The organism is Streptomyces sp. NPDC091272 (genome assembly GCF_044757485.1).
GTDB lineage: Bacteria > Actinomycetota > Actinomycetes > Streptomycetales > Streptomycetaceae > Streptomyces.
The window spans coordinates 47,174-60,573 of the sequence record NZ_JBIVVC010000016.1; the positions used below are offsets into that span (position 1 = coordinate 47,174).

Consider the following 13,400-nt stretch of genomic DNA (forward strand, 5'->3'; position numbering starts at 1 on the left):
GCACTCCGAGCACGGAACGGGTCCGCACCGGCACGCCGGGAAAGAGGGAGCCTCCACGCGCGCTGCGGAGAAGGCCGGCGGGCAAGAGGGGAGTCCCTTGCACGGCCGTCCGCGAAAGTAGGTATCTTGCGGCGGTGCCCGATCCGAACACGTCCTCCGCCGGCGACCCGACCCCGCCACCCCTGCCCGTGACGACGGGTCATGGGGTGATGGGGCAGTACCGGCTGCGCGAGGCCGCGGTGGTCGTGGCCTCCGGCGACCTGGACGCCGACACCACCCCTGCCCTCGGCCGGGCCCTCGCCGAGGCGGCCTCGGCCGCGTCCGTGCTCGTGCTGGACGCCCGCCACGTCACCTTCGCCGACTCGTCCTTCCTGACCGTTCTGGCCCGTGCCCATCAGGCGGGGGACTTCCGGGTGGTGGGGCTGCCGCCGTCGGTGCTGACCATCCTGCAGATCACCGGGCTCGACATGGTGCTGCGCCGGTACGACACCGTGGCAGCCGCCGTCGGTACCGGCTGAGGGTGGGCACCGTGGCGAGCGCCACGGACCGGACCGGGCGGGTACCGGCGTGTCCTTCGTCTCAGGGTGTTGCCGTGCCTTCGACGGGGACACCGAGCCGGTCGGCCGCGTCGGTGAGGACCTGGCCGAGCGGCAGCGCCACCCGGGTCAGGGCGTGCCGGTCGCCACGCGTCGGGTCCCTGTTGACGATGAGCACCGGTTTGCCGGCGTCGGCCGCCTGCCGCACGAACCGCAGACCTGACATCACCGTCAGGGACGAGCCCAGCACCAGCAGGGAAGCCGCCTGCCTGACCGCCTCACGGCACTGCTCGACCCGCTGCGGCGGGACGGACTCGCCGAAGAACACCACGTCCGGTTTCAGGACGCCGCCACAGATGGTGCACGGCACGACGTGGAAGTCGCCGACCTGCTCATCGGTGAGATCGGCGTCACCGTCCGGGTTGATCCCGGCCGCCACCGGCGCGAAGCCCGCGTTGGCCTCGGTCAGGCGCAGGGCCAGTTCCCGGCGGGCTCCGACCGTGCCGCAGGTCAGACAGACCACCCGGTCGAGGCTGCCGTGCAGTTCCACGACGTCCTTGCTGCCCGCGGCCTGGTGCAGGCCGTCGACGTTCTGCGTGATCAGCCCTGAGACCAGGCCGTGCCGCGCGAAGGCGGCCACGGCACGGTGCCCCGCGTTGGGCCTGGCGCGGCCGAAGACCCGCCAGCCCAGGTGGCTGCGCGCCCAGTACCGACGCCGGGCCCGCGGGTCGGAGGTGAACTCCTGGTAGGTCATCGGAGTGTGCCGGCTGAGGCTCCCGCCCTCGCCCCGGTAGTCGGGGATCCCCGACTCCGTGGAGATGCCCGCCCCGCTGAGCACCAGGACGCCGCCGCGCCCCAGCGCGTCGGCGACCGGCCCCCAGTCCGAGGAGGCGGGCGGCAGATCCCCGTCGGGGACCCAGTTCAGGGTGGGGCGCATACGCATGCTGCCAGGGTACGAAAAGCCCGGCGGACGGGAGCAGGAGCGGGGTGCGTCACGAGGGCGGGGACGGGGAGCGCAACGAGGGCGGGAACGGACCACGTGTTACGAGGGCGGGGACGGGGAGCGTTACGAGGGGAGGGACGGCGTACGCGCCTCGTCCTGGGAGCGGCCGAAGGCGGAGAACGGGCGCTCCTCCCGTTTGGTGGCAGCGGGTCGCAGGGCGCTCCAGTCCAGGGCCTGCTGTGCCTTGTCCTGGGTCTGCCGGGCGGCGGTGCGGCTCTCGGTCAGTGCGTCGCCCAGTTCCTGGACGAGAAGGTCGTAGATCGGGGTGGGCGCGGGTATCGCGGAAGTAGTCACGAACGATCATCCTGCCCCCTCGTGAGCGAACTATGAGGCGGGGGTCCACCAGAAGTGATGGAGCCCGGCGTCACGGCCTCCCGACCCGGGTCTCCCACGGCTCAACTGTGCGCGTCGGCGCCGAAGTCGGGAAGCTCGGCGGAGATCAGGGTTGCGGCGCCGTCATCGAGGAGCTTCTGTATCTCGTGGGAGCGGGGCACCATCGTCTTCTCGTACGTGCGGACGGCGTCCTGGACGCTGTCGCTGTGCACCACGGCGAGGGCGAGTTCGGCGGCATCGAGCATGGCGAGGTTGACGCCGACACCGAGCGGGGGCATCAGGTGGGCGGCGTCCCCGAGCAGGGTGACGGCGGGGTCGGGGTCCCAGGTGTGCGGGACTGGAAGGGCGTTGATGGGGCGGTCGACGTAACGGCCGTCGTTGTCGGTGAGCAGCCGGCGCAGGGCGGGTGACCAGTCGCGGAACCGCTCGACGAGGAGCGCGCGGATGCCGTCGGTGTCCTGGAGGGTCAGGCCGGCGGCGGTGATCCAGTCCTGGGCCACCCGCTGGATGACGTAGACGCGGATGTGGCCGCCGCTGTTGCGCTGGGCGAACAGACCGCGCTCCCCGTCGGCCGCGGCGGCGCTGCCCTGCCCCACGAGTGCGGCGATCTCGGGGTGCCGGCGCTCGACGTCGTGGAACCGGGCTTCGAGAAAGCTGATGCCGGTGTACCGGGGGACGGCCGGTGAAACGGCCCGGCGGACCTTCGACCAGGCGCCGTCGGCGCCGATGACGAGGTCTGCCTCGACGGCGGTGCCGTCGGCGAACCGCAGCTGCCGCGGTCGCGCGCCGCGTCCTTCGACGGACGTGAGGGTGTGACCCCAGCGGACGGTACCGGGCCGCAGGGAGTTCAGGAGGAGGTCGCGGAGGACGCCACGGTCGATCTCCGGCTTGAAGAGTTCGCCCTCCGCGGGGGTGTGGTGGAAGAGGGTCGTGCCGTCCGTGGCCAACTGGCGCATCTCCTGTCCCTCCGGGCGGGAGAGGCGGGAGAACTCGTCGAGGAGACCGGCTTCGCGCAGGGCGATCTGCCCGTTGTCCTCGTGCAGGTCGAGGGTGCCGCCCTGGTTACGGACGTGCGGGCCGGCCTCGTGGTCGTACACGGTGACGGCGATGTGGTGCCGCTGGAGGATGCGGGCGCAGGTGAGCCCGCCGGGGCCGGCGCCGATGACTGCGATGCGGGGGGTGGTGGTGTTCATGGGAATGCTCCGTTTCTGACGGTTCGTCGGGGGACGGGGCGGCAAAGAGAGTGCGGTCATGCGCCCGGCCTGCCCAGGGCCCCAGGCCCCCGTCCGGGGCGCTGCAAGGCCGGTCGTACGGCCGGTCGGCCGTGGGTGACGCCGGGGGCCGGGCCCTGCCTGACGTCACTTCGCCGCCACATGAGAAAAGCACACCAGCTCATTAAGTGCAACGGTTAAACTTTTTCATTCGGTCCACCTTCGCCGTAGACTGCCGGTATGACCCAGCCAGAGCCCCCCGCCCCTGCGTCGCCCCCGGGGCGCCGCGAGCGCAAGAAGGCCGCCACCCGGCAGGCCATCGCCGATGCGGCGCTGCGCCTGTTCCTGGAGCGCGGCTACGACGACGTCGGGATCCGCGAGATCGCCGACGCCGCGGACGTGTCCACCACCACCCTCTTCAAGCACTTCCCGGTCAAGGAGGCCCTCGTTTTCGACGAGGAGGCCGACCGGGAGACGCAACTGCTCGCGGCCGTACGCTCCCGCCCCGAGGGGCAGTCGATCCCGGCCGCCCTGCGCGACCACGCGCTGCACCACCGCGTCGCCATGGCCGGCGGCGACGCCCCTTTCCGGGAGTTCGCCGCGTTGGTCAACGGCACCCCGGCGCTACGCGACTACGCCCAGGGCATGTGGCTGCGTCATGCGGATGCCCTCGCCCGCGCCATCAGTGCGGAGAGCGGTCTGCCCGAGGACGACCCCGCCTGTACGGCTCTGGCCCACTTCGCCCTGGAAGTGCCCCGTGTCACCCGCGGCCACGACGACCCGCGCCGAGCCATCACCCGCGTCTTCGACGTTCTGGAACAGGGCTGGTGCGCCGTGGCGGTGGACGGGCCGTAGTCGTTCGTCGGCGGCGGCCCTCCCCGCGCCGCCCGGGCCCGCGCCGCCCCGGCTGGTGTTCGGCTCGCGTGTGACGTCCGGCCCACCGGTTCGGCCGTCCGCGCCGACCGGTTCGACCGACCGGGCGACCGGCACATGGGCCAGAGAACGTCGCCCGATCGGTTCGTGCGCGCCCCGTGCGCCGGTCCGTCCAAGTTGCGCGCCGCTACCGCGCGGCGTCCGGAGGGGTTTCCTTCCACGCTGGTCCGGGGGCCCTCACCGCCGCCGGCCAAGATCACGATCCGTACGCCCCACCCGAACGGCCCAACCGCCAAAAGTCACACCAGCCCCACGTCTTGCAGCAAATCCGGGCGTCAACCGGGACAGGATTCCCGGAACGACAAGCCCCCGCCGTCGTGGCGGGGCGGTCCCGGCGACGTCCGCACCTCGGGTGTCGCCGGGATGTCTGGTCGACGAAGGGTTGCGCATGACTGCGCACATGCACGCACATGTCCCGACGCTGATCGCCAGGGCCTTCACCACATCGGCCCTCACGTTCGCGGTGGTGGGTGCCGGCCTGGTGGCCCCCGGGGTCGCCCCGGAGGCCCACGCCGCGGCGTACGCCACGAAGGCTCTGGAGATCGCAGCGTCGAAACGGGGCGCCCCGTACAAGTACGGTGCCAGCGGCCCCTACCGCTTCGACTGCTCCGGGCTGACGCTCTACTCTTTCAAGCAGGCGGGCAAGAGCCTGCCGCGCTCGGCACAGTCGCAGTACAGCAGGACAAGGCACGTGGGCTCCGAGAGCCGGCTCCGTGGTGACCTGGTGTTCTTCCACCGCGGGAACCACGTCTACCACGTGGGCATTTACGCGGGCGGCGACAAGATCTGGCACTCACCCACGCCGGGCTCCGTGGTGCGACTTGAGCGCATCTGGTCGAAGGGTGTCTGGTACGGGCGGGTGAAGTGACGGCCGGTCAGGTATGAGGCGCCTCGGGGGCGCCGCACCCTGGCCGCCCGCGCCGCAGCGGCGAGCACGTGCGCACCGGCCGCGAAACCCGCGCGCTCGCCACATGTCCGTACAGGTCCCGCCACGGGTTCGTGCAGACACGCCACCTGTTGGCGCAGGCCACCTACGCGTTCGTACGGGATGCGCCACCGTCACGAGTGCCGTGCCGGCTTGCGATGCGTCTCCTGCGTGCTCGCCACACGCCTCGTGCGCGCTCGCCACCTGGTCGAGCCGCGCACGCCACCCACGCGTTCACGCGTGATGCGCTACCGCCGCGCGCCTCGTGCCCGCGCGCCCCACGCTCGTACGCACTACCATCCGGCACCCGCGCCAGTCGGACGTACGCACGGGCTCACGTGCGTCCCTGCGCGGCACCGCCCGCCCCCAACGCCCCGTCAGTCCCGCCACGGCGTACGCGCCCCCGCTCGTGTCAGCGGCGTCGGTGGCTCGCCTTCTCGATTTCTTCGCGGGCATGACCGAGCGCCTCGGAGAACCCCTTTGCGACGCCCGTGATCGCCCCCTCCTTCGCAGTGCGGGAGCCCGTCGTGCCGTTGATGATGTCGCCGAGCCCCGGCGTCCGGCTGCCGCCCGATTCGAGGTCGAGACGGTTGCACGCCTCCGCGAAGCGCAGGTACGTGTCGACGCTGGCGACGACGATTCGGATGTCGATCTTCAGTATCTCGATGCCGACCAGGGACACCCGTATGAAGGCGTCGATCACGAGGCCGCGGTCCAGAATCAGTTCCAGCACGTCGTAGAGGCCGCTCGTGCCCCCGCCCCTGCCTTGCTGCTGAGGTATCGCCGTCGTCATGTCCGTCTCTCCTGTTCCTCGCCGGGGGCCGCGTGCCGCTCCGGAACGTGTCCGCGTGCCCGATGAAATCCGGTGCCACGTCGACCCGCCCGCCGTCGCCTCCGCCCCTGTGTCGTTCCGTATGCCCGCCATCCGCGAATGCACGACCGCCGGAGCAGCACAAAAACGGAAGGACCGCCCGCCTCCGAGGTGCCGTCGACGTGCAGGTGGAGGCGGTACGGGGCCGGGGCCCGGCGTCTCCGGGGGAGGCTCGCTCCTCGCGCGAGCGGCTGCCGCGACCGGCGCGGCTGACCAACTAGCTATCTGGGGAGCGGGAGTTGGGCGAGACAGGGTTGGTCGGCCACCCCGTGCGTCGCCGCCTGCCCGCCCCCTCGGCCCCGTGCGCCACGCCGCGTGCCCGCTCCCTCGGCCCCCGCCTCGAACACGCTACGGCATTGGCATGGACCTGTTCATGATCCTTCGCTAGTCTCCCTACCGGCACGCCCTGAGAGCGCTCTCACCATCGCACTGTTCCACCCCCACATCGCCGGAACAACGAAGGGCCCATCGTCATGAGACGTCACACAACTCTGCGTACCGTGTTGTCCGCATTCCTCGTCACAGGAGCTTGCGCGACCCTCGGATCCGCCCCCGCGTCCGCTGCGGACGACGCCCCGAAAGCAGTTCGCGCCCCGGCGTCCGAAGGTGTACTCGCTGCCATGCAGCGGGACTTCGGGCTCACCCGGGGAGCGGCGCAGGCGCGACTCGCGGCGGAGAAGGAGGCGACCGCGGTCGAGGGCAAAGCCCGCTCCGCGGCAGGCTCCGGGTACGCCGGCTCCTGGTTCACCCCGGAGAACGGCCGGCTGACGGTCGCCCTCGCCGACCGCGAAAGGGCCGACGAGGTACGGGCCACCGGTGCGACCGTGCAGCTCGTCACCCGCAGCGCCCGGCAGCTGGAGGCGGCACAGATGCGTCTGGACAGCCTCAAGGCCCCGTCCGGTGTGAGCAGTTGGCACGCCGACTGGAAGAGCAACAAGGTCGTCGTGGAGATCCAGGCCGACCGGCAGGACGACAACGCTGTCAAGCGCTTCCTCGCGCAGGCACGTGACACCGGGCCCCTCACGGTCCGGGTCACCGAGCACAAACCCACCACCCTCGCCGCGGGCACTGTCGGCGGTGACCCGTACTACACGGGCAACGTGCGCTGCTCCATCGGCTTCTCCGTGCACGGCGGATTCGTCACGGCGGGTCACTGCGGTGGCGCCGGCCAGAGCGTCAGCGGGTGGGACGGCTCGTACATCGGCAACTTCCAGGGCTCCTCGTTCCCGGGCGACGACTACGCCTGGGTCAACGTCGGCAGCGGCTGGTGGACCGTCCCCGTGGTGATCGGCTGGGGCACCGTCTCCGACCAGCTCGTCCGCGGCTCGGCAGAGGCCCCCGTCGGTGCCTCCATCTGCCGATCGGGCTCCACGTCCCACTGGCACTGCGGAACCGTGCTCGCGAAGAACGAGACCGTCAACTACAGCCAGGGCGCGGTCTACCAGATGACGAAGACGAACGCGTGCGCCGAACCCGGCGACTCGGGCGGCTCGTTCATCAGCGGTGACCAGGCCCAGGGCGTCACCTCCGGCGGCTGGGGCAACTGCGGCAGCGGGGGAGAGACCTGGCACCAGCCGATCAACGAGATCCTCAACCGCTACGGCCTGACCCTGCACACGGCCTGACCCTGCACACGGCCTGACCGCCGGCCGGCGGGGCCGGTCCGGCGCGGGCGACCTCTCAGGGCCGGCCATCGGCCGCCAACACCACACGGGGTCCACGTGCACCTGCGACGTGGGCCCCGACGTGGCTCCGCTTCTGCGCTCCCGCGCTCCCGCGCAGTCGGGCCTTCGGGCCGTCAGACCGTCGATCGTCGGGTGGGACGCAAACCGCGGCGTGTCGCGCCGAGTTGACGGCAGCGCGGTAGGCCCTACTGGGACCGTAACGCCTCGTTCGTGCACCGCGTGCCGCGGACGTGGGCATCGCACACGGCCCGGGGCTTCCCCGGGTCCCGGTCAGGAGCGAGACATTGCGCAAGTCCCCCCGCGCCCCCGCACGCCGTCGCAGGCTGCGCTTCGACGGATGGATCGCGGGGATGGGCACTTCCTCGGGAACGCGCATCGTGGTGGGACACTGGCCGCGCACCCCGTACGGCCCGTTCAGTGACGTGATGCTGGAACGCCCCGACGGGGAAAGGCTGTTGCTCGCGCCCACGGAGGACACGGCTCGGTTCATCCGGGAGACCTACACCTTCGACACGGTTCACGTCGTCCCCGTTCACGTGCGCGTCGAGGGTGACACCTGGACCGTGGCGGCAGGGGAGCTGGACCTCCGGTTCACCGTCGGCAGGCGAGGCCCTCTCGGGCTCCTGCTGCGCGCCGTACCCGGCGCCCTCGCCCGCCGCCCCGCCTGGATCGCACTGATCGACCGGCCCGCCCGCCTGTTCCTGGACGGAGTACGCACCCGAGGCAGTGCGGGCGGAGGACGCCGTGAGTGGTACGGGGCACAGGACCTGCGGCCGGTCGTCGCGCTGTCCGCGGCCTACGGGGCGGACGACCTCGGCACCGGCGCACCGGTCGAACCACTGGTGCGCTTCGGCTTCGGCTCCGTACCGCGCAGGCCGGGCCTCACCCGGGTGACGACAACGGTGGAGCTCGGACCTCTGCCGCCGGTCACTGCGCCGGGGCGCTCGTCCAGGTGAAGCCGTCCGGGTCGGTGAAGTCGCCGAGCGTTCCGCCGAGCACCAGGCGGTGGGAGCCGGAGCCCTCCGGCGAGGTGCCGAGGTCCTTCGCCAGGCCGGTGCGCTTGTACAGGGCGAGCTTGGCACGGCTGCTCCCGTGCACGGCGAACTCGGCGTACTTCCCGCCGAAGGACCGGGCCACCTGAAGCCCGCGGTCTGCGTAGTACTGCTTGCTGGCCTTGACGTCGTCGACCCCGAGCAGGACGACGAAGTCGTCGATCTCGGACGTGGCGGGACCGGTGTCCTTCTTGGCGGACGTGGCGACCTTCCAGATCGCGCCGTCCGGAGCCTGCACCACACCCCCGTAACCCCACAGCGACTTCGAGCCGGGCTTGAGCACGGTGGCGCCCGCCTGCACAGCGGCGTCGAGGAAGCGGTTGACGGTGGCGGGCCCGGCCACGGTGAGCGCCAGGGTGAACCCGCGGAAGCCGGAGGAACCGGCCGCGGACTCGCCGAGGGGACGCAGGGAGACGAGCGAACTCACACCGAAGGCGGTGCAGAAGCGGTCGGCGGCCGCCACGTCGGGCACCTCAAGGGCGACGGTCGTGAGGGAGGCGGTGCGCGTGCTGGTGGTCATGGCTGATTCCTTACTCGGTGGGTCGGGCGGGGCGGGCGGGGAGGTGGTGACTCGTGCGTGGAGCGGGGCCGTGGTGATCCGAGCGGGTGGGGCGGACGGGACCCGGCGGGCTGTCGGCAGGTTGTTGGCGGGCTGCCGGCCGGGTTCCCCGTGCTCACCCCCAGGCGCCGGCGATCTGCCTGGTCGTGGCGTTGAGCCGGTTGAAGAGGTTGGTGATGCCCGTCATCAGGACGAGCGCGGCCAGTTGCTTCTCGTCGAAGTGGGTCGCGGCCGTGTCCCACACCAGGTCGCTGACGGCGTCCGGGCGGTCGGCGAGGCGGGTGGCGGACTCGGCGAGGTCCAGCGCGGCCCGCTCCGGCTCGCTGAAGTACGGGGCCTCGCGCCAGGCGGCCACGGAGGCGAGCCGGTCCTCGTCCACGCCGGCCTTGCGGGCGGACTTCACGCCGCCGGCGACGCACGCGCTGCACCCGTTGATCTGGCTGACCCGCAGATGCACCAGTTCGAGCGTCCGCGCGTCCACCCCGCCGGAGTGGACCGCCTTGAACAGGGACTGGATGGCCGGCATCGCATCGGGCAGGAGGACTGCGGGATTCTGAAGGCGAGACTGCATTTCGGTGGGCTCCTTGCGGTGTCCTTCGCCCCGTCCCTCGGGGCATGACCCCATCTCAGCCCGTCCCGCTCCCCCCGCCCAGCTCCGTGGGACACCGTGGGACAGTGCCCCGGCCCTTGAGCAGCGGGGACGTGTGGGGTTACGTTCTTCCGGCAGCGGGACACTGGTGTGTTTCCCGCCGGCGCGCGGGAGCGTGCCGTAAGCGTGCGACGGCGGGGGCGTGCGGTGGACGTGGGAAGAACGGCGGCTCCGGGGCCGCAGGGTGAACTGGCCGACAGGCTCCGGCTGATCCAGGAACTGTCCGGACTCGGGGTGCGGGCCCTGGCGCGGGAGACCGGACTCAGTTCGTCGTCCCTGTCGCGTTACCTCACGGGCCGGTCCGTGCCGCCCTGGCCCGCCGTCGTCGCCCTGTGCCGGCTCGTCAAACGCGACCCCCGCCCGCTGCGCCCCCTGTGGGAGCGCACCTCCCAGGCGCCTCCGGCGCCACCGGTGTCCAGCCGGCAGGGGCGGCCGGCGCCCCGCAACGACCTGCCCCGCGACGCGCCGGACTTCACCGGCCGCGAGGAGGAACTGGCCGCCGTGCTGGCCTCGGTGGGCGCACAGCGGGTGGTGGCCGTGGACGGCATGGCCGGGGTGGGCAAGACCTGCCTGGCGGTGCACGCGGCGCACCGGCTCGCCGGTGACTTCCCCGACGCCCAGCTCTACGTGGACCTGCACGGGTTCACCGAGGGCAGGCAACCGCTCGACCCCGAGTCCGTCCTGCGGATGCTGCTCGGCGCGCTCGACGTGCCCTCCGAGCGGGTCCCGCGGGAAGGCGTCGAGCAACTCGCCGCGTGCTGGCGCTCCGAGCTCGCCCGGCGCAGGGCCGTCGTGGTCCTCGACAATGCTGCCAACGCCGACCAGGTACGCCCGCTGCTGCCGGGCGCCGGTTCCTCCGTCGCCCTGGTCACCAGCCGAAACCGGTTGCTGGGCCTGGACGAGGTGCCCCCGGTCTCCCTGGACGTGCTGAGCGCGCGCGAGAGCGCCGAACTGCTGGGCCGGGCGAGCAGCGGGCCGGCGGGCCCCGACGCCCGGCTGTCCCGTGAGCCGGACGCAGCGGCCGAGGTGGTGCGGCTGTGCGGCCGGCTGCCGCTGGCGCTGCGGCTGGCCGCCGCCCGGCTGCGCCACCGGCCGGGCTGGACGGTGGGCATCCTGGTGGAGCGGCTGGGACAGGGCACCGACGAGCTCGACGCCGCGCTGGCCATGTCGGTAAGGCAGTTGGACCGCGCGCAGGCCCGGCTGTTCCGGCTGCTGGGGCTGCTCCCGGGCGGGTACTTCGACGAGTACCTGGCCGCTGCGCTCGCGGACGTCTCCCTGGGCAGTGCGCGGGACATGCTGGACGATCTTCTCGACGCCCACCTCGTGGAGCAGCCGACGGCCGACCGCTACCGGCTGCACGACCTGGTGCACCAGCACGCGCGCCGGTCCGGCGGCCAGGAGGACCCGGCGGTGGACCGGGAGCGCGCTCTGGGCCGGATGCTGGACTACTACGTCCACGCGGCCGCCGCCGCGGACGCAGCGCTCACCTTCCTGCCGCCCGGCCGGCCCGCCACCGCCGGCCAAAGGCCCGCCGCCCTGCCGCCGTTCAAGGACAAGCACGCCGCGTACGCCTGGCTGGTCGCGGAGTACGGGAACCTCGTGGGCGCCTTCGAGACGGCCGACGCCGTCGGCGCGGACGCGCACGTCTGCGAACTGCCGCGCTTCCTGCGGGCCTACTTCGCCCGCCGCTGCGGCACGACCCACCTCAACGTGCTCTTCGAGCGGGCGCTCGCCGCCGCCCAGCGCCTGGGTGACCCGCGGCAGGAGGCCGAGGCGTACGCGGACCTGGGCTTCGCCAGGTACAACGCGGGGCGCATGGCGGAGGCCGCCGACGCCTACCGGCTCGCACAACCCCTCCTGCGGCAGGCGGGCGAAACCGTACGGGAGGCGGAACTGCTGCTGCGTCAGGGGTACTTGGCGTGGGATGCGGGGCGGGTGGAGGAGCCGCTCGAACTGTTCCGGCGGGCGGGCAAGCTGTTCGACGAGGCCGGCTCCCCGGCGGGCGCTGCGCACGCCGCCGCGTCAGAGGCCTGGGCGATGCTGCAACTGGGGCACCGCGAGGAGGCTGCCGCCCAGGCCCGTACGGTACTCGCCTTCCCGCACGAGGACCCCGCCTGGCCACCGGCGCTGACCGCCCGGATCACCCTCGGTCTGGCCCTCGCCCTTGAGCAACCGGACGAGGCGGCCGCCCACTTGGAGGGCGCACTGGCCCAGGCACGCCAGGAGGGGCACCTGCACAACGAGGCGTGGTGCCTCAACTGCCTGGGTGTCGCGTACAGCCAGATGGGCCGGTACGAGGAGGCGCTGGCGAGGCACAGCGAGGCGTTCGCGCTGCTGGACGACCTCTTCGAGGAGCACTGGAAGGTCCGCTACCTCAACGGGTACGCCGAGACCTGCCGGCTCGCGGGCCGGCCCGACGAGGCCCTGCGGCTGCACCGCCAAGTGCTGAGCCTGGCGCCGCAACTGGGCCGCAGGCACGAGGAGGCCAGGGCCCACGAGGCCCTCGCGGCGCTGCTCGACGGCGCGGACCCCGACGCGGCGGCCGGGCACCGCGCGGCGGGCGAAGCGCTGTCACGGACCGTCGCGGGCAGCCTGGCGTAACCCGCCGTCGCCCGGCGCGACCTGCTTCGCCCGTCGCACCGGGTGCGGGCCCGCCACGGCCCGTGGAGGCACGTGCCGGCTCAGTGCCCCTGCCGGGCGCCGGGGGGTGGTGTCCCGTCCTCGTCCTCTGCGCGGTGGTGGACGGCGAGGCCCGTGGTGTGCGGGCTGAGGGCAGGGCGCAGTACCAGGTTCTCGTCGTAGTCCCCGCCGTTCTGGTGCCGGAACGGGATCGGCCGGGTGTGGGGGAGGTCCTTGAGGCGGCGGCGCAGGGCGTCCGCGTGGGCTTCGTAGGCGGCGGCGTCCACCCGGTCGGCCCCGTGCACGAGAAGCGGGGGCAGGACGTCGATGCCCGCGTACCAGAGGGTGCCGTGCTGGAGGGGGAAGAGCAGGTCGCCGAGTTCGCCGTTGATGCCGCGCGCGCCGAGACTGGCCTCCCGGGCGCCCGCGCTGACGACGACCATGGCACGCTTGCCGGCGAGCGCGCCCTCCCCGTAGCGCAGTTGGCGGCCCTGGGCGTCGTGGATCCCGAAGGCGAAGCCCCTGACGAAGACGCGGTCGAACCAGCCCTTGAGGATCGCGGGCATCCCGTACCACCACAGGGGGAACTGCACGATCAAGGTGTCCGCCCAGGAGAGCTTCTCGTGCTCCGCGAGGATGTCGGGGGAGAGGGTGCCGCGCCGGACGGCCTCCTCGGCGGCGCTTCCGACGACCAGGCGCTCGCCCTGCCCGTGGGGGAGGGGCCCGCCGCCCTGCGAGGGGCCGCCCTGCCCGTGGGAGAAGTCGGCCGCCGACACGACCGGGTTCCACCCCATGGCGTACAGATCGGACGTACGGACCTCGTGCCCCTGCTCCTCCAGGAAACGGACGCCTTCGCCGTACAGGGAGCCATTGAGGGAGCGGGGATCGGGGTGGGCGGCGAGCCAGAGGACTTTCACCGTGTGCTTCCTTTCGGCCGAGAGCATGATCCCCGGCGCGTACCCGTGCCGCCGTCGGGCAATCACAGTGGCCGGCGGCGTGGGGAGCGTCACCGTGCGAGAGCCCG

The 13,400-nt window shown here is 72.5% G+C and carries 13 protein-coding genes; 6 read left to right on the plus strand and 7 right to left on the minus strand.

The features are described 5' to 3' along the window. Positions 1-134: 134 nt before the first annotated feature. Complete coding sequence (locus ACIQM4_RS31745; RefSeq protein ID WP_401598623.1) at positions 135-518, plus strand: STAS domain-containing protein; 384 nt, start codon at positions 135-137, stop codon at positions 516-518. 61 nt (positions 519-579) lie between these two features. On the opposite strand, the gene ACIQM4_RS31750 is transcribed toward ACIQM4_RS31745, so the two are convergent. From ACIQM4_RS31750 to ACIQM4_RS31760, 3 genes are all read right to left on the minus strand, one after another. Next, entirely contained in the window at positions 580-1,479 is a 900-nt protein-coding gene (locus ACIQM4_RS31750) for an NAD-dependent protein deacetylase (RefSeq protein WP_401598624.1), read from the minus strand. A 123-nt stretch (positions 1,480-1,602) separates the two neighbouring features. After that, a complete protein-coding gene (locus ACIQM4_RS31755) occupies positions 1,603-1,833 on the minus strand; it encodes a hypothetical protein (RefSeq protein ID WP_401598626.1) in 231 nt (76 codons plus the stop codon). 101 nt (positions 1,834-1,934) lie between these two features. Further along, positions 1,935-3,065 (minus strand): FAD-dependent oxidoreductase, encoded by a 1,131-nt coding sequence (locus tag ACIQM4_RS31760; RefSeq protein ID WP_401598627.1) that lies wholly within the window; start codon positions 3,063-3,065, stop codon positions 1,935-1,937. 258 nt (positions 3,066-3,323) lie between these two features. Between ACIQM4_RS31760 and ACIQM4_RS31765 the strand changes: the two genes are divergently transcribed. Beyond that, entirely contained in the window at positions 3,324-3,938 is a 615-nt protein-coding gene (locus ACIQM4_RS31765) for a TetR/AcrR family transcriptional regulator (RefSeq protein WP_401598629.1), read from the plus strand. A 466-nt stretch (positions 3,939-4,404) separates the two neighbouring features. Further along, positions 4,405-4,884: a C40 family peptidase gene (locus ACIQM4_RS31770; RefSeq protein WP_401598630.1), complete on the plus strand. Its 480-nt coding sequence runs from the start codon at positions 4,405-4,407 to the stop codon at positions 4,882-4,884. A 469-nt stretch (positions 4,885-5,353) separates the two neighbouring features. Here the strand turns inward: ACIQM4_RS31770 and gvpJ are convergent, their stop codons facing one another. After that, positions 5,354-5,734: a gas vesicle protein GvpJ gene (gene gvpJ, locus ACIQM4_RS31775; RefSeq protein ID WP_401598631.1), complete on the minus strand. Its 381-nt coding sequence runs from the start codon at positions 5,732-5,734 to the stop codon at positions 5,354-5,356. Between the two features lie 551 nt (positions 5,735-6,285). Here gvpJ and ACIQM4_RS31780 point away from each other — a divergent pair. Together ACIQM4_RS31780 and ACIQM4_RS31785 are read left to right on the plus strand one after the other, a co-directional pair. Beyond that, a complete protein-coding gene (locus tag ACIQM4_RS31780) occupies positions 6,286-7,437 on the plus strand; it encodes a S1 family peptidase (RefSeq protein WP_401598633.1) in 1,152 nt (383 codons plus the stop codon). Between the two features lie 410 nt (positions 7,438-7,847). After that, positions 7,848-8,453, plus strand: coding sequence for a hypothetical protein (locus ACIQM4_RS31785; protein WP_401598807.1), 606 nt, complete (start codon positions 7,848-7,850; stop codon positions 8,451-8,453). Here ACIQM4_RS31785 and ACIQM4_RS31790 read toward each other — a convergent pair. Both ACIQM4_RS31790 and ACIQM4_RS31795 read right to left on the minus strand, forming a co-directional pair. Next, complete coding sequence (locus tag ACIQM4_RS31790) at positions 8,425-9,069, minus strand: glyoxalase (protein ID WP_401598635.1); 645 nt, start codon at positions 9,067-9,069, stop codon at positions 8,425-8,427. The genes ACIQM4_RS31785 and ACIQM4_RS31790 overlap by 29 nt on opposite strands. Positions 9,070-9,223: 154 nt before the next feature. Further along, the gene (locus ACIQM4_RS31795) at positions 9,224-9,679 is read right to left on the minus strand and encodes a carboxymuconolactone decarboxylase family protein (RefSeq protein ID WP_401598636.1); all 456 of its coding nucleotides are present in this window, start codon (positions 9,677-9,679) and stop codon (positions 9,224-9,226) included. A 225-nt stretch (positions 9,680-9,904) separates the two neighbouring features. On the opposite strand from ACIQM4_RS31795, the gene ACIQM4_RS31800 reads away from it, so the two are divergent. Continuing rightward, on the plus strand, positions 9,905-12,358 hold the full coding sequence (locus ACIQM4_RS31800) for an ATP-binding protein (RefSeq protein WP_401598638.1): 2,454 nt from the start codon (positions 9,905-9,907) through the stop codon (positions 12,356-12,358). Positions 12,359-12,438: 80 nt separating this feature from the next. Here the strand turns inward: ACIQM4_RS31800 and ACIQM4_RS31805 are convergent, their stop codons facing one another. After that, on the minus strand, positions 12,439-13,293 hold the full coding sequence (locus ACIQM4_RS31805) for an NAD(P)H-dependent oxidoreductase (RefSeq protein WP_401598640.1): 855 nt from the start codon (positions 13,291-13,293) through the stop codon (positions 12,439-12,441). Between the last annotated feature and the right edge of the window lie 107 nt (positions 13,294-13,400).

Excerpts from the sequence above, each read along its gene's own strand:
- ACIQM4_RS31790 (WP_401598635.1), bottom strand. The coding sequence starts at position 9,069 with ATGACCACCAGCACGCGCACCGCCTCCCTCACGACCGTCGCCCTTGAG.
- ACIQM4_RS31795 (WP_401598636.1), bottom strand. The coding sequence starts at position 9,679 with ATGCAGTCTCGCCTTCAGAATCCCGCAGTCCTCCTGCCCGATGCGATG.
- ACIQM4_RS31760 (WP_401598627.1), bottom strand. The coding sequence starts at position 3,065 with ATGAACACCACCACCCCCCGCATCGCAGTCATCGGCGCCGGCCCCGGC.
- ACIQM4_RS31785 (WP_401598807.1), top strand. The coding sequence starts at position 7,848 with ATGGGCACTTCCTCGGGAACGCGCATCGTGGTGGGACACTGGCCGCGC.
- ACIQM4_RS31765 (WP_401598629.1), top strand. The coding sequence starts at position 3,324 with ATGACCCAGCCAGAGCCCCCCGCCCCTGCGTCGCCCCCGGGGCGCCGC.
- ACIQM4_RS31770 (WP_401598630.1), top strand. The coding sequence starts at position 4,405 with ATGACTGCGCACATGCACGCACATGTCCCGACGCTGATCGCCAGGGCC.
- gvpJ (WP_401598631.1), bottom strand. The coding sequence starts at position 5,734 with ATGACGACGGCGATACCTCAGCAGCAAGGCAGGGGCGGGGGCACGAGC.
- ACIQM4_RS31780 (WP_401598633.1), top strand. The coding sequence starts at position 6,286 with ATGAGACGTCACACAACTCTGCGTACCGTGTTGTCCGCATTCCTCGTC.
- ACIQM4_RS31750 (WP_401598624.1), bottom strand. The coding sequence starts at position 1,479 with ATGCGTATGCGCCCCACCCTGAACTGGGTCCCCGACGGGGATCTGCCG.